This window comes from Serratia sp. BNK-33-b (assembly GCF_048684565.1).
Taxonomy (GTDB): domain Bacteria; phylum Pseudomonadota; class Gammaproteobacteria; order Enterobacterales; family Enterobacteriaceae; genus Serratia; species Serratia marcescens.
The window spans coordinates 773,107-795,513 of sequence record NZ_JBLQTZ010000001.1; the positions used below are offsets into that span (position 1 = coordinate 773,107).

Genomic DNA, 22,407 nt, shown 5'->3' on the forward strand with positions numbered 1-22,407 from the left:
GGCTGCGGCCAAGAGGCGGCAGCCCGGTTCCCTTACTTCAACCAGCCTTTGCGCTGCGCGTCCCGCAGATGTTGCTCCATATGGTGCCACAGTTCGGGGTGTACGTCGGCGATAGACGCATTGCGCGCCAGCACCTGCTCCAGGCTGATGCCGTTTTCCACCCAGCTCTGGCCTTCGTTGTGCAGATTCATCAGCATCGGCATGGTGCGATCCAGCAGCAAGGCGAAGCGCGCATCGGCGCTTTCGCCATCTTCATACTCCTGCCATAAAGCGGTGAAATACTCGCGCTGAGCCTCCGGCAACATGCCGAACAGACGGCGCGCCGCCGCCACTTCCTGATCGTGGATCGCCGCGCGAGCCGCCAGATCGTAGACCAGCACGTCGCCGGCGTCGATTTCCACGATGTCATGCAGCAGCGCCATCTGGATCACGCGCTGAATGTCTACGTCCTCACCGGCGTAGGGCGCCAGGCTCATGGCGGCGATGGCGAAGTGCCAGCTGTGTTCGGCGGAGTTTTCCTGGCGCTGGGTGCCCAGTACCTTGGTGCGGCGTTGTACGCCTTTCAACTTATCGATTTCCATCAGGAACTGGATGGTCTGGGTCATTGAACCGAAATCTAACGCGGGTACAGCGGATGACATGGTGTAAACCTCAAGATGGGTGGGTTGAAGCCTGACGATTGTAGACCAGCGGGCGGGGGATTTCGATGGTTACACGCGTTCACATTTTTATTTTAGCGTACACGTGTACACTGGAATTATTCTCAGTTAAGCTGCTTTGCGTTAATTTCGCACAAAGCAGGGCATTTTGAGGGGTTGCGCGTTATGGGGAAAACGGACGTAGTGAAAGCCGGAAGCAATAAGATGGTCGCCGCGGCTTATCCGTGGGCGGAAGAGATCGCCAACAGCATCAGTCACGGTATCGGGCTGGTGTTCGGCATCGTCGGCCTGGTATTGCTGTTGGTGCAGGCGGTGAATACCGGCGCCGATGCGACGGCCATCACCAGTTACAGCCTGTACGGCGGCAGCATGATCCTGCTGTTTCTCGCTTCCACGCTCTACCATGCGATCCCGCATCAGAAGGCCAAGCATTGGCTGAAAAAATTTGACCACTGCGCCATTTATCTCCTGATTGCCGGCACTTACACCCCATTTTTACTCGTGGGACTGGATTCGCCGCTGGCGAAGGGCCTGATGGCGGTAATCTGGGGATTGGCGCTGCTCGGCGTGCTGTTCAAACTGGCCTTCGCCCACCGTTTTGAAGCCCTGTCGTTGGTGACCTACCTGACGATGGGCTGGCTGTCGCTGATCGTGATTTATCAGTTGGTTACGCGGCTGGAGGCCGGCGGCGTCACGCTGCTGGCGATCGGCGGGGTGGTTTATACCCTGGGCGTGATTTTCTACGCCTCCAAGCGCATTCGCTTTGGCCACGCCATCTGGCACGCCTTCGTGCTCGGCGGCAGCGCCTGCCATTTCATGGCGATCTATCTGTACGTCTAAGCGTTCACGCTACATCTGAATGCGTATTGAACTGGCGCCTCTTTTGTTTTAAAAAAGAGGCGCTTGCTTCTTTCGGGTATCCAGCAAGCCCGTTCCTTCATTTCTGAGCCCGCATACCGTTTCTTTAACCTCTGTTCAGGACTCACCAAGATGATCGTTCGCTTATCCAAAGCGCTGCTGGTCTGCGCTATCGCCTTGTTCGCTTCGCTGGTCGCCTTCGGCAACATCACCGACTACGGTTCCAACTTCGCCTTCGTGCGCCACGTCTTTATGATGGACACGATTTTCCCCGACGCCACCATCGGCTACCGCTCGATACAGACGCCGTGGCTGCATCACGCCGGTTATATTTTCATCATTGCGCTGGAGGGCCTGACCGCGCTGCTGTGCTGGATTGGCGGCCTGCGCCTGCTGTGTGGCCTGAAACTGCCTGCGCACGCCTTTAACGGCCGGAAAAAGCTGGCGGTAGCGGGGTTGACGCTGGGCTTCCTCACCTGGCAGGTCGGCTTTATGTCGATTGGGGGCGAGTGGTTTGGCATGTGGATGTCGAAGCAGTGGAACGGCGTGCCGGATGCGTTTCGCTTCTTCGTCACCATCATTCTGGTGCTGATTTATCTGGTGCAGCGCGACGGGGAATTGGACGAGTAACGAAGATGGCCGCAGGCAGGGGGCCTGCGGCCGACGGATTATTTCTCTTCGGCCAGCGAGTAGGGCAACGGTTTGATCGCCAACTGGCTGGCGGCATCGTCGCGCACCCGCAGCTTGCTGTCGGCATCCAGATCGTTGTTCATCACCACCTGCACCCACAGCGTGCCGTCGGCCAACTGACTCGACGCCAGTACGGTGCCGGTGCGGCGCCAGTTTTCCCCCAGCTGCAGCTCCAGATCCTCCGCCGCCTGCGGGGCGCGGGCCGCTTTACCTTCCAGCCAGTAGAGCGCACGCTTGTTGGCGCCGCGGAATTTGGCGCGCGCCACCATCTCCTGACCGGTATAGCAACCCTTGCTGAAGCTGATGCCTTCCAGCGCCTGCAGGTTGGTGGCCTGCGGGATCAGCTGCGCGCTGTTGGCGGCGTCGATAACCGGATAACCGGCTTCGATCTCCAGCGCCAGCCATTGGCTGCTGTCATTCAGTTCCGCCTGGTCATGCAGTTTGCCGATCAGCTGTTCGGCTACGGCGGGGCGGGTCACCAGCAGAAAACGTTCCGCCGGCGCAGCGAAGTGCAGAATCGTGGTCTCGCCGTCCTGCACCACCGGGTGCTCGGCGCTCGGCAGCGTGGCGAACAGGCCCGTCAGCGCGGCGCGCGCCTGGAAACCGGCGACGCCCAGCAATACCGCGTCATTATCGGCGGCGATAGTGACTTTGGAGAACACCGCGTATTTTTTGATTTCCGCCAGTTGGCTGTCCAGCACGCTGCGACGTTCCAGATAGGCGAAGCCTTCGCCTCGGTGGAACAGACGCAGGTTGCTCCACATTTTGCCCTTGGCGTCGCAGTGGGCGCACAGCACGTGTTGATCGGCCGCAAGCGCGTCGATGTCCGCCGTCACCTGGCCCTGGAGATATTTCACCGTGTCCGGCCCGTTCAGCGTCACCAGCGCCCAATCTTCCAGCGAGATCAGCGTCAGGGGAAGATGGGTGGAAGCGGAGGGCTGACGGGGTGGGAATGGAATGTTATGCGCCATAGTAAGTTCCTGCTCAACGTTTAGCTTACCTGAAGGGTATTGAGCCCATGGTAAAAGAGGCGGCGGGCTTTGCAAACTGTTATTCGCGCCGTGGCGCCGGGGTGCGCTTTTTTTGGCATTTTGCGCTTTATTGCGTTTTCCGCAGCAAAGCGCCTTCCCGGCGTGTATGTCAAATTGTTACTCTATAGGCTTGCGGCCAGGGCACCCTTGCAGACAGATCCCCGGCTGATGGAATTATATTGCGACGGCGTTGCCATACAGTGTGTCATTTGAACCCTGCGCTGGCGCTGCCGCGCTGAAAAGAGGTGAGTCATAACAACATGGATATTAACAACAAAGCACGTATTCACTGGGCTTGCCGTCGTGGCATGCGCGAGCTGGACATCTCCATCATGCCGTTCTTCGAATACGAATACGACAGCCTGAATGACGCGGACAAGGCGCTGTTTATCCGCCTGCTGGAGTGTGACGATCCCGATTTGTTCAACTGGCTGATGAATCATGGCGCGCCGCAGGACGGCGAGCTGCAGAGAATGGTGACCCTGATCCAAACGCGAAATAAAGACCGTGGCCCAGTGGCGATGTGATATCCGCATTTCCTGGCGCACCCAGCTGTTTTCACTGTTGACCCACGGCGTTCTGATCCTGCTGATCCTGATTTCGCCCTGGCCGGAGGGCTTTGGCCCGCTCTGGCTGGTGCTGCTGACGCTGGTGGTGTTTCAGTGCATTCGTAGCCAGAAGCGCATCGCCGCGGTGCAGGGCGAGCTGCGGCTGCTGGCGGACAGGCGTTTCAGCTGGCACGGCCGCGAGTGGCGGCTGGCGAAAAAACCGTGGATGCCGGGTTACGGCATGCTGTTGACGCTGCAGCCGATGGAGGGCAAAAAGCGCCGCCGGTTGTGGCTGGCTTCCGACTGCATGAGCAAAGAGGAGTGGCGCCACCTGCGGCAGCTGTTGCTGCATCCGCCGGCGGGTAACGGCGAGGAACCCTGATGAAATCCGTACTCTGGTTGGTGGAGGATGAACCCAGCATTGCCGATACGCTGGTTTACACGCTGGAGAGCGAAGGCTTCGAAGTACGCTGGTTCGAACGCGCGGAGCCGGCGTTGCAGGCGCTGGCGCAAGAAGGCGCGCCAGCGCTCGCTATCCTCGATGTCGGTTTGCCGGATATCAACGGCTTTGAATTGTGTCGCCGCCTGCTGGCTCAGGCGGCCGACCTGCCGATTCTGTTTCTTACCGCCCGCAGTGATGAAGTGGATCGCCTGATCGGGCTGGAGATCGGCGCCGACGACTATGTCGCCAAGCCGTTCTCCCCTCGCGAGGTCAGCGCCCGGGTGCGCACCATTTTGCGCCGCCTGCATAAGCAGCAGCGCCTGCAACAGAGCGCGCGCTACCATTTCGGCGCTTTCGCCCTCGACGAAGACGCGGCCACCATCTCCTACCATCAGCGGCCGCTGCCGCTGACCCGTTACGAATACCTGCTGCTGAAGACGCTGTTGTTGGCGCCTGGACGGGTGTTCTCGCGGCAGCAACTGATGGAAAGCGTTTGGGCGCAGGCGGAAGAAAGCCTGGATCGCACCGTCGATACCCACATCAAAACCCTGCGCGCCAAACTGCGTGCGGTGGATCCCGGTGAGCCGCCGATCCACACCCACCGCGGATTGGGCTACAGCGTGAGCCGCCAGCCATGAAAATTGGCCTGCGCCTGCTGCTGGGATATTTTCTGATCGTGGCGGTGGCCGGGTACTTCGTGCTGAGCATTTTCGTCCAGGAAGTGAAGCCCGGCGTGCGGCGCGCTACCGAAGGCACACTGGTGGACACCGCCAACCTGCTGGCGCAGATCGCCCGTCAGGACATGCAGCGCGGCGATGCGGCGCATGGCCAACTGGCGCAGGCGTTTACGCAGCTGAACCAGCGGCCGATCGGCGCCAATATCTCCGGCATCCGCAAGGATCGCAGCGAATACCACGTCTATCTTACCGATGCGCGAGGCAAGGTCATCTTCGATTCCGCCGGCCGCGCGCAGGGGCAGGATTATTCGCGCTGGAATGACGTTTATCGGACGCTGCGCGGCCAGTACGGCGCCCGCAGCACCCGCAGCGACCCGCAGGATGAAAACAGTTCGGTGATGTATGTGGCCGCGCCGGTGATAGAACAAGGGCGCATTATCGGCGTGCTTACCGTGGGCAAACCCAACAGCACCATGGCGCCGGTGATCAAACGCAGCGAACGGCGCATTTTGTGGGCCGGCGCATTGCTGCTGGGGATCGCGCTGCTGATCGGGGCGGCGTTCGTCTGGTGGATCAACCGTTCCATAGGCCGTCTGGTGCGTTATGCCGACGGGGTGGCGCAGGGAGAAAACGCGCCGTTGCCCAAAGTGGGCGGCCGGGAATTGACGCAGCTGGCGCAGGCGTTGGAGAGCATGCGTCTGAAGCTGGAAGGCAAAGCTTATATCGAACAGTATGCACATACCCTGACGCATGAGCTGAAAAGTCCGCTGGCGGCGATCCGGGGGGCGGCGGAACTGTTGCAGGAGCTGCCACCGCCGGAGACCGCCCGGCGTTTTCTCACCAATATCGAACAGCAAAGCGCACGCATCCAGCAACTGGTGGATAAACTGCTGGTGCAGGCGCGGCTGGAGAGCCGGCCAGAAATGGAGACCGCGCCCATCGCGATCGCGGCGCTGATCGGCCAGACGATGGCGGGCAAAGAGGCGCAGGCGACGCAGCGCGGCGTCAGATTGCAACTGGAGGCGTTGGCGGAGGTGACGCTGAACGGCGATGCATTGCTGATCAGCCAGGCGCTGACCAACCTGCTGGACAACGCGATCGACTTTACCCCGCCGGGCGGTTGCGTCAGCGTGCGAGGGGAACGGCGGGAACAGCATTACTGCATCAGCGTCTGTGACGACGGCAGCGGCATTCCGGACTATGCGCTCGATAAAGTGTTCGAGCGTTTTTATTCGCTGCCGCGCGCCGAACGGCCTAAAAGCAGCGGGCTGGGCCTGAACTTCGTGCAGGAGGTCGCCCGTCTGCATCATGGCGGCATTCGCCTGCGCAACCGCCGGCCGCACGGGGTGGAAGCGACTTTCATGTTATCGCTGTGACTTCACCTTCCCTTCACATAACCACATTCTGATTTCACCTGCGGGTTTTATCGTGGCCTCATTACCTACGAGGAGCGAGCATGATGAAATCGGTACTTTTCTGGAAAATAACCACGTTGCTGGGATTGATGGTGGTGATGTTGATCCCCATCGCCCAACTGATGAGCGTGATCGACGAACGCAGCGGCTATCGGCAAAGCGTGGTCGGGCAGGTGAGCGAAAGCACCAGCGGGGCGCAGCGCGTGCTCGGCCCGTTGATTGTCATTCCCTATATCGAACGCGAAGAGAAGAAAGACGAGAAAGGGCAAACGGTGGTGCAGCGGGTGCAGCATTACCGCTATTTGCTGCCGGAGTCGCTTCAGGTGCAGGGCGCGCCGAAGGTGGAAGTGCGCAAGCTGGGCATCTATCAGACGCAGGTTTATCAGGGGCCGCTGAACTTCAAGGTGCGTTTCGGCCAGCCGGAGCTGACGGATTTGCAGCGCGCCAACGTGGCCGTCGGCCAGCCGTTCCTGCTGGTGGCGCTGAGCGACTCTCGCGGCATCAAGCGCATTTCCCCGCTGGCAACACCGCAGCCGGTGGCGTTTGAGCCGGGCACCGGCGTGGGTTCGTTGCGCCAGGGGATCCACGCACCGCTGACGCTGGCGGCGTTGCAACAAAAAGAGGGGCTGAACGCTGACTTCACCCTGACGCTGGCGGGCACCAGCAGCCTATCGCTGGTGCCGCTGGGGCGCAGCAGCGAGCTGCAATTGCAAAGCAACTGGCCGCACCCGAATTTTCTCGGCAACTTCCTGCCGGACGAACGTAAGGTGACGGATCAAGGGTTTAGCGCTCGCTGGCGCAGCACCTGGTTCGCCAACAACATTAACAGTGCGTTCCATTACGACGATGGCATTATCGACGAGGACAAGCTGCCGGCCTTCAGCGCCAGCCTGGTCGAACCGGTCGATCACTATCAACTGACCGAGCGCGCGGTCAAATACGCGCTGCTGTTTATCGGGCTGACGTTTATGGCGTTTTTCCTGTTCGAAACCCTGACCGGGCTGCGGGTGCACCCGATTCAGTACCTGCTGGTCGGTGCGGCGCTGGTGTTGTTCTACCTGATTCTGCTGGCCTTCTCCGAACACCTGGGATTCGCTCTCGCTTACCTGGCGGCCAGCATCGCCTGCAGCGGACTGATCGGCTTCTATCTGAGCGCCGTGCTGCGCGGCAAGCTGCGCGGTGCGCTGTTCGCCGCGAGCCTATTGCTGTTGTACGGCGTGCTCTATTTGCTGTTGCAGTCGGAGGACAATGCGTTGGTGCTGGGGGCGGGGCTGCTGTTCGCCATTCTGGCGGGCATTATGCTGTTGACGCGCAAGCTGGACTGGTATCAGGTGGCCGATCCGGCGCGTTTGACCAAGGAAACGCCGGCCGGGGAAGACGAGCCACGCTTTCGTCTGTGGAAATAAGTGAGGGAAATCGGGCGCGTTACGCGCCCGATAGCGGCTACAGCAGCGGCTCCATCTCCAACAGGATCTGTTCGCACCATTGCTGCAGGCGCTCTTCGCTCAGATCGTATTGGTTGACCTCATCGAGCGCCAGGCCGACGAAATGTTTGCCGTCGGCGCTCAGCGGTTTGGGGCTGGTGAACTCGAAGCCCTCAGTTGGCCAGAAGCCGATGAACTGTACGCCCAGCGGCGCGATGTGATCGTGCAGCATGCCCAGCGCGTCGAGGAACCACTCACCGTAACCGAGCTGATCGCCCATGCCGTACATGGCGACGATTTTGCCTTTCAGATCCAGCGCCGCCAGCTGCGGCCAGATCGCTTCCCAGTCTTCCTGCAGTTCGCCGAAATCCCAGGTCGGGATGCCGAGGATCAGAATGGAATAGTCCTCCATCAGCTTGGGCGAGACGTCTTTCAGGTTGTGCAGGTCGACCAGGTCTTCACCCAGAATCTCACGGATTTTTTCTGCCGCCATTTCGGTGTAGCAGGTGCTGGAGCCGTAAAACAGACCAATCTTCATGTGTAAACCGTTACGTTGCTGTTTAGAGAATTGCAGCGAGTATACCTGATTTGCTCCGGCTTAAGGCATAATGGCGCGGGTGGAAATGCAACAAAGAGAGGACCGCGTGCAACAGCAAGACAATGCGCTGATTGAACAATTCCTGGATGCGCTGTGGCTTGAGCGCAATCTGGCGGAAAATACGCTGGCCTCCTATCGGCTGGATTTGCAGGCACTGGGCGCCTGGCTTGGCCAGCAGAAGACCGATTTGCTGCAGGCGCAGGCGTTGGATCTGCAGGCGTTTCTCGCCGAGCGGGTGGATGGCGGTTACAAGGCCACCAGCTCCGCGCGTTTGCTGAGCGCCATGAGGCGCCTGTTTCAATATCTGTACCGCGAAAAGCTGCGCGCCGACGATCCCACCGCGCAGCTGGCGTCCCCCAAACTGCCGCAGCGCTTGCCGAAGGATCTGAGCGAGGCGCAGGTCGATGCGTTGCTGCAGGCGCCCTGCGTCGATCAGCCGCTGGAGCTGCGCGACAAGGCGATGCTCGAAGTGTTGTACGCCACCGGGCTGCGGGTTTCCGAGCTGGTGGGGCTGAGCATCAGCGACGTCAGCCTGCGTCAGGGCGTGGTGCGGGTGATCGGCAAGGGCAACAAGGAGCGGCTGGTGCCGCTGGGCGAAGAGGCGGTCTACTGGATCGAAAATTATCTGGAGCACGGCCGCCCATGGCTGGTCAACGGCCAGACGCTGGATGTGCTGTTCCCCAGCACCCGCTGCCAGCAAATGACCCGACAGACGTTCTGGCATCGCATCAAACACTATGCCATCCTTGCGGGCATCGACAGCGAGCGTCTGTCGCCGCACGTGTTGCGGCACGCGTTCGCTACCCATTTGCTGAACCATGGGGCCGATCTCCGTGTCGTACAGATGTTGTTAGGGCACAGCGATCTCTCGACCACGCAAATTTATACACATGTAGCGACCGAACGACTGAAACAGCTACATCAACAGCATCACCCGCGCGCCTGAGCGGCGGGTTCGAAAGGATTGGAACAATGAAAAAAGGTTTAATGCTGCTCTCTCTGCTGGTGGCTTCGGTGGCCGGCGCCGCCCATGCCGATGACGCGGCGATCAAAAAAGCGCTCGCCAGCCTGGGCATCCAGCAGGCGGACGTGCAGCCTTCGCCGGTCAACGGCCTGAAAACCGTGCTGACCGACAGCGGCGTGCTGTACGCCTCCGAAGACGGCAAGCATATCCTGCAGGGCCCGCTGTTCGACGTCAGCGGCAAAGAGCCGGTCAACGTGACCAACCAACTGCTGAGCAGCAAGATGGACGCGCTGAAAGATCAGATGATCGTTTACAAAGCGCCGAAAGAGAAACACGTGATCACCGTGTTCACCGATATCACCTGCGGTTACTGCCACAAACTGCATCAGCAGATGAAAGAGTACAACGATCTGGGTATTACCGTGCGTTATCTGGCATTCCCGCGCCAGGGGCTGGCTTCCCAGGCTGAAAAAGACATGCAGTCGATCTGGTGCACCGCCGACAAGGCCAAGGCGTTTGACGCCGCCATGAAGGGCGACGCCGTTTCTCCGGCGACCTGCAAAACCGACATCAGCAAGCATTACGAGCTGGGCGTGCAGTTCGGCATTCAGGGCACGCCGGCCATCATCCTGGAGAACGGCATGATGATCCCGGGCTATCAGGGGCCGAAAGAGATGGCCGCCATGCTGGATGCGCACCAGGCCGCCACCAAAGCCGGTGGTTAATCGCCGGTGAGTATCAAAACGCAACTACGCCGCCGACCGGCGGCGGACGACACGCATCTGCCCGCCAGTTTGCCGCCGCTGCTGCGTCGGCTTTACGCCCTGCGCGGTGTGCAGGCTGAGCAAGAGCTGGAACGCGGCGTCAAGGGCATGCTGCCCTGGCAACAGCTGGACGGCATCGACGACGCCGTCGGCCTGCTGCAACAGGCGCTGGCCGACGGCCGCCGCATCATGGTGGTGGGCGATTTCGACGCCGACGGCGCCACCAGCACCGCGCTGACGGTGTTGGCGCTGCGCAGCATGGGCGGCGCAGCCGTCGATTATCTGGTGCCTAACCGTTTCGAAGACGGTTATGGCCTGAGCCCCGAAGTGGTGGAGCAGGCGGCGGCGCGCGGCGCAGAACTCATTGTCACCGTCGATAACGGCATCTCCTCCCACGCCGGCGTCGACGTGGCGCACGCCAAGGGCATGCAGGTGCTGGTGACCGATCACCACCTGCCGGGCGAGACCCTGCCGGCGGCCGAAGCGATCGTTAACCCCAACCTGCGCGGCTGCGCCTTCCCGTCCAAATCGCTGGCGGGGGTAGGCGTCGCGTTCTACCTGATGCTGGCGCTGCGCGCCCGCCTGCGGGACAGCGGCTGGTTCGAGCAGCGCGCGCTGGCGATGCCCAATCTGGCGGAGCTGCTGGACCTGGTGGCGCTCGGCACCGTGGCCGACGTGGTGCCGCTGGACGCCAACAACCGCATTCTGGTGTATCAGGGATTAAACCGCATCCGCGCCGGCAAATGCCGACCGGGCATCCGCGCGCTGCTTGAGGTGGCCAACCGCGACGCCCGTCAACTGGCGGCCAACGATCTCGGTTTTGCTCTCGGGCCGCGGCTCAACGCCGCCGGCCGGCTGGACGACATGTCGATCGGCGTGGCGCTGCTGCTGAGCGACGACATCGCGCAGGCGCGCATGCTGGCCAACGATCTCGATGCGCTGAACCAGACGCGACGCGAGATAGAGCAGGGCATGCAGGTGGAAGCCCTGCAGCTGTGCGATCAGCTGGAACGCACCAGCACCGAGCTGCCTTACGGATTGGCGATGTATCACCCGGAATGGCACCAGGGCGTGGTGGGCATCCTCGCTTCGCGCATCAAAGAGCGTTTCCACCGCCCGGTGATCGCGTTCGCGCCGGCGGGTGACGGCATCCTGAAAGGCTCCGGCCGTTCGGTGCCCGGCCTGCACATGCGCGACGCGCTGGAGCGGCTGGATATGCTGAACCCCGGGCTGATGATGAAGTTCGGCGGCCACGCGATGGCGGCCGGGCTGTCGCTGGAAGAAGCCAAATTCGACGAGTTCCGCCAGCGTTTCGGCGAGCTGGTGGGCGAATGGCTCGATCCGGCGATGCTGGAAGGGGTGATCTGGTCCGACGGCGAACTGGCGATGCAGGAGCTGTCGCTGACCACGGCGGAGCTGCTGCGCGAGGGCGGCCCGTGGGGCCAGGCGTTCCCGGAACCGACCTTCGACGGCAAGTTCCGCATCCTGCAGCAGCGGCTGGTGGGCGAGAAACACCTGAAGCTGATGGTGGAGCCGCTCGGCGGCGGCCCGCTGCTCGACGGCATCGCGTTCAACGTGGATACCACGCTGTGGCCGGACAGCAGCGTGCGCGAAGTGGAACTGGCCTACAAGCTCGACGTCAACGAGTTTCGCGGCAACCGCAACGTGCAGCTGCTGATCCAGCATCTTTGGCCGCGCTGAGGCGAAATTGAACACAATTCGGGGATTGGGCTCTCCAATCCCCGGCATCCTTCCCGATCGCCACAAAAACTGACCAACTCGCTATAAACTGCCGCCCGGATCCGTTAGAATTAGCGGTTCCAATGGCATTCCGCCATCGACGACATCAACGTAAAAGAACGAAACCATGTTTGAAATTAACCCGGTAAAAAACCGAATTCAGGACCTGTCCGAGCGGACTGCGGTTCTTAGGGGGTATCTTTGACTATGATGCCAAGAAGGAACGCCTAGAAGAAGTCAACGCCGAGCTGGAGCAGCCGGACGTTTGGAACGAGCCGGAGCGCGCACAGGCGCTCGGTAAAGAGCGCGCTGCGCTGGAAGCCATCGTTGAAACCATCGATCAGCTGGAGCAGGGCGGCGAAGACGTTGGCGGGCTGCTGGAACTGGCGGTGGAAGCCGACGATGAAGAGACCTTCAACGAAGCGGTCGCCGAGCTGGATCAACTGATGAGCAAACTGGATCAGTTGGAATTCCGCCGCATGTTCTCCGGCGAATACGACAGCGCCGACTGCTACCTGGATATCCAGGCCGGCTCCGGCGGCACCGAAGCGCAAGACTGGGCCAGCATGCTGCTGCGCATGTACCTGCGCTGGGCCGAAGCCAAGGGCTTCAAGACCGAAGTGATCGAAGAATCCGACGGCGACGTCGCTGGCCTGAAATCGGCCACCATCAAGATCATCGGCGACTACGCGTTCGGCTGGTTGCGCACTGAAACCGGCGTGCATCGCCTGGTGCGCAAGAGCCCGTTCGACTCCGGCGGCCGTCGCCACACCTCGTTCAGCTCGGTGTTCATCTACCCGGAAGTGGACGACGATATCGATATCGAAATCAACCCGGCGGATCTGCGTATCGACGTGTACCGCGCCTCCGGTGCGGGCGGTCAGCACGTCAACAAAACCGAATCCGCCGTACGTATTACTCACCTGCCAACCAACATCGTGGTGCAGTGCCAGAACGATCGTTCTCAGCATAAGAACAAGGATCAAGCGTTTAAACAGCTGCGAGCCAAGCTGTACGAGTTTGAGATGCAAAAGAAAAATGCTGATAAGCAGACGATGGAAGACAACAAGTCCGACATCGGCTGGGGCAGCCAAATCCGTTCTTACGTGCTGGATGACTCCCGCATCAAGGATTTGCGCACCAACGTCGAAACGCGTAACACGCAGGCCGTACTGGATGGCGACCTGGATAAATTCATTGAGGCAAGTTTGAAAGCCGGGTTATGAGGAATAGAAATGTCTGAACAACAAGTACAGGGCGCCGATCAGGCGCTGGATCTCAATAACGAACTGCAGTCCCGCCGCGAGAAACTGGCCGGCCTGCGTGAGAACGGCATTGCGTTCCCGAACGACTTCCGTCGCGATTCCACCTCCGACAAACTGCACGCTGCGTACGGCGATAAAGACAACGAAGAGCTGGAAGCGCTGGGCGTAGAAGTGACCGTCGCCGGCCGCATGATGACCCGCCGCATTATGGGCAAGGCATCCTTCGTCACGCTGCAGGACGTGGGCGGCCGCATTCAGCTGTACGTCGCGCGCGACGATCTGGCTGAAGGCGTGTACAACGAGCAGTTCAAAAAGTGGGACCTGGGCGATATCCTGGGCGCGCGCGGCAAGCTGTTCAAAACCAAGACCGGCGAACTGTCGATCCACTGCACCGAACTGCGTCTGTTGACCAAAGCGCTGCGTCCGCTGCCGGATAAATTCCACGGCCTGGCGGATCAGGAAACCCGTTACCGCCAGCGTTACCTGGATCTGATCGCCAACGAAGAATCGCGCAACACTTTCAAAGTGCGTTCGCAGGTGATGTCGGCTATCCGCAACTTCATGGTGGAACGCGGCTTCATGGAAGTCGAAACCCCGATGATGCAGGTGATCCCGGGCGGCGCGTCCGCGCGTCCATTCATCACTCACCACAATGCGCTGGATATCGACATGTACCTGCGCATCGCGCCGGAACTGTATCTGAAGCGTCTGGTGGTCGGCGGCTTCGAGCGCGTGTTCGAAATCAACCGCAACTTCCGCAACGAAGGCGTTTCTCCGCGCCATAACCCAGAGTTCACCATGATGGAACTCTACATGGCTTACGCGGATTACAAAGACCTGATCGAGCTGACCGAGACCCTGTTCCGCACCCTGACCGAGAAAGTGCTGGGCACCTCTCAGGTGCAGTACGGCGATGAAGTGTTCGACTTCGGCAAGCCGTTCGAGAAGCTGACCATGACCGAGGCGATCAAGAAATACCGTCCGGAAACCGATCTGGCTGACCTGGCCGACATGGGCAAAGCGGTGGCCATCGCCGAATCCATCGGCATCAAGGTTGAGAAGAGCTGGGGCCTGGGCCGCGTCGTGACCGAGATCTTCGAAGAAGTGGCGGAAAGCCATCTGATTCAGCCGACCTTCATCACCGAGTACCCGGCTGAAGTGTCGCCGCTGGCGCGCCGCAACGACGTGAACCCGGAAATCACCGACCGCTTCGAGTTCTTCATCGGCGGCCGTGAAATCGGCAACGGCTTCTCCGAGCTGAACGACGCCGAAGACCAGGCGCAGCGCTTCGCCGATCAGGTGAATGCCAAAGACGCCGGCGACGACGAAGCGATGTTCTACGACGAAGACTACGTCACCGCGCTGGAGCACGGCCTGCCGCCGACCGCCGGTCTGGGCATCGGCATCGACCGCATGGTGATGCTGTTCACCAACAGCCACACCATCCGCGACGTGATTCTGTTCCCGGCGATGCGCCCACAGAAATAATTCCGTTTAGCGTGAAACAACCGGTGCAGGCAACTGCGCCGGTTTTTTTTCGCCCACTGAACTTAACCGCTTAAAACATCGGCAGTTACGCGCCATCTCCGCTTGCCCGCCGCCGATAACCGGTTATAATGCCTGTCGCACACCGATGCGGGTGTAGTTCAATGGTAGAACGGCAGCTTCCCAAGCTGCATACGAGGGTTCGATTCCCTTCACCCGCTCCAAAATCTCCCTATGCATCACCCCCATTGAGTTATAACCGTTTTCAGAAAAGCTGATTCTCAACGATGCATCACCGTTTGGTGCGGGTTGACGTGTGAGTCGCTCAAGCCATTGGCCTGGCATTTAACCGCGATAACACAACGCGCCGCCCAATCCTGATGCGGGTGTGAGCCGCCGTCGCTGCCCACACCGCGTTATTGCCGCTTAACTCCATTTCTGTTTGGCCCCGGATGGCAGGCGGTTATCCGCTTCTTCGCAGGTGCGATCGCATTCTTTCGGCAGCAGGAAGGTGATACTTCCCGCCAGCAGCAGCGATGCCGCCAGCGCGCAAACCGCGACGTTCTGTCCGTACAGATAAATCATGACGCCGACCAGATAGGGGCCGCAAAACCCACCGAGGTTGCCCAGCCCGTTGATCACCCCGCGTGCGCTGCCCGCCACTTCCGCCGCCGCAATGCGTCCGGGAATTGACCAGAAGGGGCTGGTCGCCGCTTTAAGGAAGAAGCCGCACACCACCAACGCGATATAGGCGGCCACCACGTGCTCATGCAGGATCACCGAGGCTATCAGCGCCGCCGCAAAACAGTACAGGGAGATCCTGACCCACAAACGTCGTTTACCGCTGCGATCGCTGAACATCGAAATCACATAAATCCCCGCCAGAGTGGCAACAAACGGCAGGATCGCCAATACCCCCACATTGGCCATGCTGCCACCGGTCAGGTTTTTCAAGATGGTGGGCAGCCACAACGTATACCCATAGTCTCCGGTCTGGTAAAAGAAATTCAGCACGACCAGGCGCATCAATCCCTTGTTGCGAAACACCGCTTTTAACGGCGCCTTCGCTGCCGGCACCCTCCCTTCCCGCGCTTTGCGCTCCCGGGCCAGTTCGGTCAATAAATAGTCGCGTTCCTTCGCCGGTAGCCAACGCGCCTCTTCCGGACGGTCACTGATTACCAGCCACCAAATGGTCAACACCACGACCGACAACAAGCCTTCGATAATGAACAGCCAGCGCCAGTCGAGAGTGGCAATAATCGCGCCGGAAACCGGGGCGGTCAGCATCCCCCCTAGTGGGGCAAACATCATGACAAAGGCATTGGCGCGCCCCAGTTCTTTTTCCGGGAACCAATTGCTTACCATGGTCAGCACGACGGGCAACATTCCTCCTTCGGAGATCCCGAGAATAAAACGCAGCACGAGCAGTTGATATTCATGGGTGACGAACCCGGTGGCGATAGAGACAATCGCCCAGGCCACGAGCGACCAGGCTATAAAACGTTTTCCGCTACCGTAAACCGCAAGTCGTCCGCCAGGGATTTGCAGAAATAAATAACCAATAAAAAAGATACCGCTGGCCACGCCAGCCATCTGGCTGGTAATACCTAAATCCTGTTCCATGCCACCCGGCAGAGCAAAGCTGATATTAACGCGATCCATAAATGAAATAATACAGGTGATAAGGATCGGCGCGATAACCCGCAGCCAGCGAGTTCCTGGTATTTTATCGGTCATAATAGCGTCTCGATGATATCCGCCATTCACAGAGAATATTGTGTTGGCGGATAAAAATGATTATTCGTAACTCAAACGATCATTTTTATTGAATTAACCCAGGAATATCCTGATGTGAAAAATAACCTGCCAGATTATCCAAAACGGATTGGCTCATTCCCTGACGGGTTTCTACGGTAGCGCTGGCCACATGGGGTTGAAGCAGAACATTCTCGAGCGCAAAGAACGCTGTCGGGACATAGGACTCGTTTTCAAAGACATCCAGAGCGGCCCCGGCGATAACATGATTTTGTAACGCCTTTATCAGCGCCGCCTCATCGACCAGGCTGCCGCGGGCAATATTGATAAGCCAGGCGCGTTCGGGCATGGCGTTAAATACGCTGGCATCAATAATCCCGCGGTTTTCCGCACTGCCGGATGCCGCGATCACCAGGAAATCACTCTGCGCTGCGAGCGTATGCAGATCGGCGCACCACTGGTAATCCAGGCCGTCTTTGCGCTGGCGGTCAGTATACAGGATGGTCATATCGAAGCCTTTCGCCCGGCGGGCGATGGCTTGGCCAATATTCCCCATGCCGAAAATACCGATGCGTTTACCGCTCACTTTGGTCGCCAGCGGTGGCGGCGTCGTTTCCCAGCGGCCTTCGCGTACAAATCGGTCCCCTTGGCAGAGGCGGCGGCTGGCGGACAGCATTAGCCCCAGAGCCAGATCTGCCACATCATCGGTCAGCACGCCGGCGGTGATCCCGACGCTGATATGGCGTTCCCGGGTGTAGTTGAGATCGATAGCGTCAGTCCCCACGCCAAAGACGGCAATCATGCCCACCTGCGGCAGCTGTTCCAGCGTCTCCCGGGTTACCCCCACATCACCACGGGTGACCACCGCCTGAACGTCTGCGCCATGGCGAACCAGGAAGGCTGGAATATCTGATTGTTCATAGAGACGGAATACCCGGTAGCGGGCGTCCAACGCGGCTTGCAAAGCATCCATCACCGGCGCGATAAGTAAAATGGTAGGTTGAGTGTCAGTGTGCATCGTTGCGATCCTGTCTGAAAAATAGGGGATACCCTGTATCAGACGTTTTTTTACCGCTTATTTTTGCGATCTGCATCACGCCAAAGAGTGTTAAAAAAGCATGTTACTGCTGGCGTGATCTCGTGTGCAATTTCGTGGTTTCTGTCAGTGACTATCGGGGAAAATAATCCATTATGCCCGTAGGGGGAGAAGGCGGAATCGAGCGATTTTGGTGAGAGCGGTGAATATCCAGTGATTTTCTGCCGTGGATCACAGGATAAGTAACGTCGTTTCGTAACACTTAATTAAGTGACTTTTGTCACAGTTTTAAGCGGCTAAAAACCGTGAGATAGGTCATGACTTATTTCACCATGCCGAATAGCCTTTCAGGTGGAGTTTACTCACAGTGGTGATAGGCTGTAAATATTAACAACAAAGCGGTTTGCTTTGTTGCTTATTCATAGTGGCGCCCGTAGAACGATCTAATAGCGATTCTACCGTAATTACACCGAGATTGCCTGTTGCCATAAAACTACCCAGCCATTGTTCTTGTCGGTGAAATACCGAGCCGATATTGACCAGAGAAAATATTATGATTATTGATGCCTTAACCACTGCCGTAAATAATAAATTCTATCCGGCAGCCATTCGAAAAATGCTGGCCAGCATTATTGAAAGTGAGCCGTACAATTTACCTGTCGGCCACTATCAGGTGCAGGGTAAACAGATGTTCTTTAACGTCGTTGAAGGGGAAACCAAACTATTGGCCGACCAGAAGCCGGAGTTTCATCGCCAGTATCTGGATATCCATCTTGTCCTGGAAGGGAGAGAAGTGATTGGCGCCGGAGTTCTGGGGCTGCCTTTGCCCCTGAGTGAGCCATTTAACGAGGCGCACGACCTTGGGTTTAGCCCGGCGATCCCCGGTGAGACTCTCATCCACCTGCAACCCGGTGAACTTGCCGTTATCTTTCCGGGGGAGCTGCATCGCCCGATGAGTACCTGCACAACACCGGCAGTTCTGCGCAAAATTGTGGCGAAAATCGACGGCGCCCTGCTGACGTAGCAAGACGTTCAGCGGCGGCTGGTATCGCTACTTCAGGCTGCCGGCGGAAAGCCTCGCTCATCCGCCGTCTGCCGCGATTCCGAAGAATACGCCTTTCCCGTCAACGCCATAGCCCCTAACTTTTAAAAATTGAGTTGGGTTGAATAAATTTACGGCAGAGATTACGCCGTATTATTTACAGGGATATTTGCTTCAGGTTCAGATTACATCATTAAAGGCCGTGAGTTTACCTCTGTCGTAGATGTAGCCAATCTCATAACGCCTTGATCTTTTAATGCGATTCCTCCCCATTAGCACAATTTTTTATTTTGGTTTGCCTGCGTTCTGATAGATATTAAAAAAACTATATAAAAATAAATTATTTCGGAGCTAATAATGTCGTTGCAAATCGTGCTTACCCGCAGGGAGGCGCTGGGGAAAATGGTGGGCGTCATCGTCGCCGCCAGCCTGTTGCCTTATTCAAATATAACCTATGCCGAACGGGCGCAAATTGCCGCCTCGCCCGTTGAATACGCGCAATTTTTACAAATTTCGAGAAAAATTACCGAGTTTGACGATTTGGACGTCACACTCTCCGCCCGCTATTTTTCCGCACTGCGCGAACATTTTCCGCAGTTGAACTCGCAACTCAACGCCCTGTTCATCCTGAGCCAGCAAGCCACCGATGCGGAAACCTTGAACCGACATGCGATTGAACAGGGGCAAAGGGAGCTTATCCAGGCGATCGTGACCGCGTGGTATACCGGAACCGTAGATCCTTCAAGCGCCGAGCAGGGGCAGTTGATTAGTTATAAAGAAGCGCTGATGTATCGCACGGTTCAGGATGCCCTGGTTGTGCCGACCTGGTGCAATTTTGGCCCGCTGTGGTGGACCGGCTTGCCGCCGGGCGTTACCCGCCAACCTTCCATTCCCGCAACAGATTTGCCTGCCGTAGCCGATAAAAAATATGAGGATCGCGTGTGAAAAGCCCAATAATTAATGCTTCCGGCGATGCAGAGGCCGATGTCGTCATTGTCGGTTCCGGTATTGTGGGCGGTCTGATGGCGGATGCTTTGGTGAGCCAGGGCTACTCGGTGCTGGTACTTGAGGCAGGCCCGCGCATTGAGCGCGCACAGGCTGTGGAAAACTGGCGCAATATGCCACTGCACAATCGTGCGGGGTCGGATTTTCAGGGGCTTTACCCGCAATCGGAGTACGCCACCGCGCCGCTCTATTTCCCGGAGAACGACTATATCAAACTGACCGGCCCCAATGGCTCAGGCTTTAAACAGGGCTATTTGCGTGTGGTGGGGGGAACCACCTGGCACTGGGCCGCTTCTTGCTGGCGCAACCATCCCAATGATTTTCGCATGAAATCCCTCTATGGCGTGGGGAGAGACTGGCCTATTTCCTACGAAGATATCGAACCGTGGTACGCGAAAGCCGAAGAGGAAATAGGCGTTGCCGGCCCGAATAATCCGGAGTGGCAGTCCCCTGCGGAACGCAGCGGGCCTTACCCGATGGACATGGTGCCCTGGGCCTACGGCGACAGACGCATTGCTGAGATTGTTAATCCTCACGGCTTTAAATCGGTGCCCATTCCGCAAGGCCGCAGCACCCGGCCCTGGAATGGACGGCCCACCTGCTGCGGCAATAACAATTGCCAGCCGATTTGCCCGATCGGAGCCATGTACAACGGCATTCACCACGTTGAACGGGCCGAACACAAGGGGGCGAAGGTGATCCCCGAGGCGGTGGTGTACAAAATTGACACCGACGACAATAACCGCGTCACCGCCGTTCACTGGTACGACACGGCGCATAACTCCCATCGGGCGATCGGTAAAGCGTTCGTTCTGGCCTGCAATGGGATTGAGAACCCGCGCTTACTGCTGCTGGCGGCCAACGAAAAGAACCCGAACGGCATCGCGAACAGCTCGGATCAGGTGGGGCGCAACATGATGGATCACTCTGGCCTGCACTGCTCCTTCCTGGCGCGAGAGGCCCTGTGGGTTGGCCGCGGCCCGGCGCAGAGCAGCTGCATGGTGGGGTATCGTGACGGCGCGTTCCGCAGCGACCACTCCGCCAACAAGATCATCATCAACAACATCAACCGGGTGATCCCCTCCGCCCTTGAAGTACTGACATCGGGCAAGGTCGGCAAGGCGCTGCAGGATGAAGTGCGCGATCGCGCCAGCCGCTCGGTGGATCTCTCCATTAGCCTGGAACCGCTGCCGGATCCGAACAACCGTCTGACCCTGAGCCCTACCCGCAAAGACAAGCATGGCCTGGCCTGCCCGGACATCCACTACGACGTCGGCGAGTACGTGCGCAAAGGGCTGGAAGTGGTCAAAACCCAGCTACGGCAGATTGGCGACTTGTTCGATGCGCAAGAGTTTGTGATTAACGACAAGCTGAATGCCAACAACCACATTATGGGCGGCACGATCATGGGCAGCGATCCCACGAACTCGGTGGTGAACGGCAATTGCCGCGCCCACGATCATGACAACCTTTGGATCCCGGGTGGAGGCGCCATGGTTTCAGCCAGCGTTGTCAACACCACGTTGACGATGGCGGCGCTTGGACTCAAGGCGGCCAATGACGTACTGCGCGCCCTGGAGAGCAAATGAATAAAATCACCCATTCGTTGGCAGCGACGCTGCTGCTGGGAAGCGGCTTCGCGGCGCATGCCCAGGACGGCGATCTGATCGCTAAAGGGCAAGCGCTGGCTATCGCCTCGGACTGCATGGCCTGCCATACGAATACGCAGCAGCAGGGCAAGCCTTTTGCCGGGGGGTACGGCATTGCTTCTCCCATGGGCACTATCTACGCCACCAATATAACCCCATCGGTAAAATACGGCATCGGCGGCTATTCCGAAGCGGCGTTTGCCGACGTTCTGCGCTCGGGGATCCGGCAAGATGGGACGTATCTCTATCCGGCAATGCCCTACACCGCCTACACCCGTCTGAGTGATGACGAGATCCACGCGTTGTATACCTATTTCATGCATGGCGTTGCCCCGGTCGATGAGCCAGCCAAGCGCCAAACCGATCTGCCGTTTCCGTTCAACATCCGCCTCTCCATGGCGGTGTGGAACATGCTTTATTTGGATAATCGGCGTTTCACCCCGGATGTGACGAAAGGTGAGGCGTGGAACGAGGGGGCCGCGCTGGTGCAGGGGCCGGCTCACTGCGGAACCTGTCATACGCCGCGTAATGTGCTGATGGCGGAAGACAATTCGCGCTTCCTGATGGGGGCATCGTTGGGTTCTTGGTACGCGCCGAATATCACCGCCGATCGCCAGGAAGGGATCGGCGACTGGAGCGAGCAGGAGTTAGTGAACTATCTGAAAACCGGTCGGGCGGAAGGGCGCGCACAAGCTGCGGGGCCAATGGCTGAAGCCGTTGAGCACAGCTTCCAATACCTGACCGACCGGCAGCTGCAGGCGATTGCAACTTATCTGAAGACCGTGCCGTCACAGGGCGAGGGGCGCCAGGGCAATGGCCTCAGTCAGGCGCACTACAACGTTGAGCACCATCTACGCGGCATGAATTCGCCCAACGCCAACCACACGCTCAATAGCGGCGAGGCGCTCTACAGCGGCTACTGCGCCAGTTGCCATCAGCCGGACGGCAGCGGCAGTTTGAACCAGGCTTACCCTTCGCTATTCAACAACTCCACCACGGCCGCGAACAACCCGTCAAACCTGATTGCCGCCATTTTGCAGGGGGTTGATCGCCGGGTTGACGGTAAGCACGTCCTGATGCCGAGCTTTGGCGCCGGTTCCTATGTCGGAGAACTGACGGATAAGCAGGTTGCCGATATCGCTAACTTCGTGCTGCAGAAATACGGCAACAGCACGCTGAGCGTGAGCGAGGCCGACGTGAGTGAGGTGCGCGCCGGGGGGCCGAAACCGCTGTTGGCGCGCGCACAGCCGATGATTCTGCCTGGCATGGCCACCACGGCGGTCGTCATTATTCTGCTGATCCTATTCTGGCTCCGGCGCCGCAAGGCACGTTAAGGGGGCGTTCGGTCAGGTGGGTGACG

The 22,407-nt window shown here is 58.9% G+C and carries 21 protein-coding genes and 1 tRNA gene; 17 read left to right on the plus strand and 5 right to left on the minus strand.

From position 1 onward, the window contains the following. Window positions 1-32 precede the first annotated feature (32 nt). Window positions 33-641: an HD domain-containing protein gene (locus tag ACMGGK_RS03620; protein ID WP_206194929.1), complete on the minus strand. Its 609-nt coding sequence runs from the start codon at window positions 639-641 to the stop codon at window positions 33-35. A 183-nt stretch (window positions 642-824) separates the two neighbouring features. Between ACMGGK_RS03620 and trhA the strand changes: the two genes are divergently transcribed. After that, the gene (trhA, locus tag ACMGGK_RS03625) at window positions 825-1,499 is read left to right on the plus strand and encodes a PAQR family membrane homeostasis protein TrhA (protein ID WP_028127690.1); all 675 of its coding nucleotides are present in this window, start codon (window positions 825-827) and stop codon (window positions 1,497-1,499) included. 150 nt (window positions 1,500-1,649) lie between these two features. After that, window positions 1,650-2,147 (plus strand): DUF2165 family protein, encoded by a 498-nt coding sequence (locus ACMGGK_RS03630; RefSeq protein ID WP_143778659.1) that lies wholly within the window; start codon window positions 1,650-1,652, stop codon window positions 2,145-2,147. 38 nt (window positions 2,148-2,185) lie between these two features. Here ACMGGK_RS03630 and ygfZ read toward each other — a convergent pair whose 3' ends face one another. Beyond that, on the minus strand, window positions 2,186-3,178 hold the full coding sequence (gene ygfZ, locus ACMGGK_RS03635; protein ID WP_049300372.1) for a tRNA-modifying protein YgfZ: 993 nt from the start codon (window positions 3,176-3,178) through the stop codon (window positions 2,186-2,188). 320 nt (window positions 3,179-3,498) lie between these two features. Here ygfZ and sdhE point away from each other — a divergent pair, with 320 nt between their 5' ends. From sdhE to creD, 5 genes are all read left to right on the plus strand, one after another. Then, window positions 3,499-3,765, plus strand: a complete 267-nt coding sequence (gene sdhE / locus ACMGGK_RS03640; RefSeq protein WP_004931679.1) for an FAD assembly factor SdhE — start codon at window positions 3,499-3,501, stop codon at window positions 3,763-3,765. Beyond that, window positions 3,746-4,168 carry a protein YgfX gene (locus ACMGGK_RS03645; RefSeq protein WP_016929976.1) on the plus strand — a complete coding sequence of 141 codons (423 nt, stop codon included), beginning with the start codon at window positions 3,746-3,748 and terminating at the stop codon, window positions 4,166-4,168. Before sdhE ends, ACMGGK_RS03645 begins: the two co-directional genes overlap by 20 nt. After that, window positions 4,168-4,866, plus strand: coding sequence for a two-component system response regulator CreB (gene creB / locus ACMGGK_RS03650; RefSeq protein ID WP_420276695.1), 699 nt, complete (start codon window positions 4,168-4,170; stop codon window positions 4,864-4,866). The genes ACMGGK_RS03645 and creB overlap by 1 nt, the downstream gene beginning before the upstream one ends. Next, window positions 4,863-6,281 (plus strand): two-component system sensor histidine kinase CreC, encoded by a 1,419-nt coding sequence (gene creC, locus ACMGGK_RS03655; protein WP_016929974.1) that lies wholly within the window; start codon window positions 4,863-4,865, stop codon window positions 6,279-6,281. Before creB ends, creC begins: the two co-directional genes overlap by 4 nt. An 80-nt stretch (window positions 6,282-6,361) precedes the next feature. After that, window positions 6,362-7,726, plus strand: coding sequence for a cell envelope integrity protein CreD (gene creD, locus ACMGGK_RS03660; protein WP_016929973.1), 1,365 nt, complete (start codon window positions 6,362-6,364; stop codon window positions 7,724-7,726). Between the two features lie 37 nt (window positions 7,727-7,763). Here the strand turns inward: creD and fldB are convergent, their stop codons facing one another. Beyond that, window positions 7,764-8,282, minus strand: a complete 519-nt coding sequence (gene fldB, locus ACMGGK_RS03665) for a flavodoxin FldB (RefSeq protein ID WP_004931683.1) — start codon at window positions 8,280-8,282, stop codon at window positions 7,764-7,766. 106 nt (window positions 8,283-8,388) lie between these two features. Here fldB and xerD point away from each other — a divergent pair, with 106 nt between their 5' ends. From xerD to ACMGGK_RS03695, 6 genes are all read left to right on the plus strand, one after another. Next, entirely contained in the window at window positions 8,389-9,288 is a 900-nt protein-coding gene (xerD, locus tag ACMGGK_RS03670) for a site-specific tyrosine recombinase XerD (RefSeq protein WP_048795302.1), read from the plus strand. A gap of 26 nt (window positions 9,289-9,314) precedes the next feature. Further along, on the plus strand, window positions 9,315-10,031 hold the full coding sequence (gene dsbC / locus ACMGGK_RS03675; RefSeq protein WP_004931688.1) for a bifunctional protein-disulfide isomerase/oxidoreductase DsbC: 717 nt from the start codon (window positions 9,315-9,317) through the stop codon (window positions 10,029-10,031). Between the two features lie 6 nt (window positions 10,032-10,037). Continuing rightward, window positions 10,038-11,771 (plus strand): single-stranded-DNA-specific exonuclease RecJ, encoded by a 1,734-nt coding sequence (gene recJ, locus ACMGGK_RS03680; protein ID WP_016929971.1) that lies wholly within the window; start codon window positions 10,038-10,040, stop codon window positions 11,769-11,771. A 166-nt stretch (window positions 11,772-11,937) separates the two neighbouring features. Next, window positions 11,938-13,036, plus strand: a protein-coding gene (gene prfB / locus ACMGGK_RS03685; protein ID WP_096242572.1) for a peptide chain release factor 2 whose coding sequence is annotated in 2 segments (ribosomal slippage) — window positions 11,938-12,012 and window positions 12,014-13,036 — 1,098 coding nt in all. Because the reading frame shifts where the segments join, the coding sequence is not laid out codon by codon here. A 9-nt stretch (window positions 13,037-13,045) separates the two neighbouring features. Further along, complete coding sequence (gene lysS, locus ACMGGK_RS03690; protein ID WP_004931697.1) at window positions 13,046-14,563, plus strand: lysine--tRNA ligase; 1,518 nt, start codon at window positions 13,046-13,048, stop codon at window positions 14,561-14,563. 147 nt (window positions 14,564-14,710) lie between these two features. Then, window positions 14,711-14,784: transfer RNA gene (locus ACMGGK_RS03695), tRNA-Gly, on the plus strand. Window positions 14,785-14,986: 202 nt separating this feature from the next. Here the strand turns inward: ACMGGK_RS03695 and ACMGGK_RS03700 are convergent. Both ACMGGK_RS03700 and ACMGGK_RS03705 read right to left on the minus strand, forming a co-directional pair. After that, the gene (locus tag ACMGGK_RS03700) at window positions 14,987-16,297 is read right to left on the minus strand and encodes an MFS transporter (protein WP_193843064.1); all 1,311 of its coding nucleotides are present in this window, start codon (window positions 16,295-16,297) and stop codon (window positions 14,987-14,989) included. An 85-nt stretch (window positions 16,298-16,382) separates the two neighbouring features. Then, window positions 16,383-17,333 (minus strand): 2-hydroxyacid dehydrogenase, encoded by a 951-nt coding sequence (locus tag ACMGGK_RS03705; RefSeq protein WP_420276696.1) that lies wholly within the window; start codon window positions 17,331-17,333, stop codon window positions 16,383-16,385. A gap of 571 nt (window positions 17,334-17,904) precedes the next feature. On the opposite strand from ACMGGK_RS03705, the gene ACMGGK_RS03710 reads away from it, so the two are divergent. The 4 genes from ACMGGK_RS03710 to ACMGGK_RS03725 all read left to right on the plus strand — a co-directional run bounded on the left by ACMGGK_RS03710 (window position 17,905) and on the right by ACMGGK_RS03725 (window position 22,381). Continuing rightward, on the plus strand, window positions 17,905-18,375 hold the full coding sequence (locus ACMGGK_RS03710) for a YhcH/YjgK/YiaL family protein (RefSeq protein ID WP_015378962.1): 471 nt from the start codon (window positions 17,905-17,907) through the stop codon (window positions 18,373-18,375). 375 nt (window positions 18,376-18,750) lie between these two features. Continuing rightward, complete coding sequence (locus tag ACMGGK_RS03715; RefSeq protein ID WP_193843062.1) at window positions 18,751-19,338, plus strand: sugar dehydrogenase complex small subunit; 588 nt, start codon at window positions 18,751-18,753, stop codon at window positions 19,336-19,338. After that, complete coding sequence (locus tag ACMGGK_RS03720; RefSeq protein WP_420276697.1) at window positions 19,335-20,987, plus strand: GMC family oxidoreductase; 1,653 nt, start codon at window positions 19,335-19,337, stop codon at window positions 20,985-20,987. Before ACMGGK_RS03715 ends, ACMGGK_RS03720 begins: the two co-directional genes overlap by 4 nt. Further along, complete coding sequence (locus tag ACMGGK_RS03725; RefSeq protein WP_079452402.1) at window positions 20,984-22,381, plus strand: c-type cytochrome; 1,398 nt, start codon at window positions 20,984-20,986, stop codon at window positions 22,379-22,381. Before ACMGGK_RS03720 ends, ACMGGK_RS03725 begins: the two co-directional genes overlap by 4 nt. Window positions 22,382-22,407 lie beyond the last annotated feature (26 nt).

Bases quoted from the DNA above. Each gene is read 5' to 3' on its own strand.
- ACMGGK_RS03725 (WP_079452402.1), top strand. From the start codon at position 20,984: ATGAATAAAATCACCCATTCGTTGGCAGCGACGCTGCTGCTGGGAAGC.
- sdhE (WP_004931679.1), top strand. From the start codon at position 3,499: ATGGATATTAACAACAAAGCACGTATTCACTGGGCTTGCCGTCGTGGC.
- ACMGGK_RS03700 (WP_193843064.1), bottom strand. From the start codon at position 16,297: ATGACCGATAAAATACCAGGAACTCGCTGGCTGCGGGTTATCGCGCCG.
- ACMGGK_RS03620 (WP_206194929.1), bottom strand. From the start codon at position 641: ATGTCATCCGCTGTACCCGCGTTAGATTTCGGTTCAATGACCCAGACC.
- lysS (WP_004931697.1), top strand. From the start codon at position 13,046: ATGTCTGAACAACAAGTACAGGGCGCCGATCAGGCGCTGGATCTCAAT.
- ACMGGK_RS03710 (WP_015378962.1), top strand. From the start codon at position 17,905: ATGATTATTGATGCCTTAACCACTGCCGTAAATAATAAATTCTATCCG.
- fldB (WP_004931683.1), bottom strand. From the start codon at position 8,282: ATGAAGATTGGTCTGTTTTACGGCTCCAGCACCTGCTACACCGAAATG.
- ACMGGK_RS03715 (WP_193843062.1), top strand. From the start codon at position 18,751: ATGTCGTTGCAAATCGTGCTTACCCGCAGGGAGGCGCTGGGGAAAATG.
- ACMGGK_RS03630 (WP_143778659.1), top strand. From the start codon at position 1,650: ATGATCGTTCGCTTATCCAAAGCGCTGCTGGTCTGCGCTATCGCCTTG.
- creC (WP_016929974.1), top strand. From the start codon at position 4,863: ATGAAAATTGGCCTGCGCCTGCTGCTGGGATATTTTCTGATCGTGGCG.
- creD (WP_016929973.1), top strand. From the start codon at position 6,362: ATGATGAAATCGGTACTTTTCTGGAAAATAACCACGTTGCTGGGATTG.
- ACMGGK_RS03705 (WP_420276696.1), bottom strand. From the start codon at position 17,333: ATGCACACTGACACTCAACCTACCATTTTACTTATCGCGCCGGTGATG.
- ygfZ (WP_049300372.1), bottom strand. From the start codon at position 3,178: ATGGCGCATAACATTCCATTCCCACCCCGTCAGCCCTCCGCTTCCACC.
- dsbC (WP_004931688.1), top strand. From the start codon at position 9,315: ATGAAAAAAGGTTTAATGCTGCTCTCTCTGCTGGTGGCTTCGGTGGCC.
- creB (WP_420276695.1), top strand. From the start codon at position 4,168: ATGAAATCCGTACTCTGGTTGGTGGAGGATGAACCCAGCATTGCCGAT.
- trhA (WP_028127690.1), top strand. From the start codon at position 825: ATGGGGAAAACGGACGTAGTGAAAGCCGGAAGCAATAAGATGGTCGCC.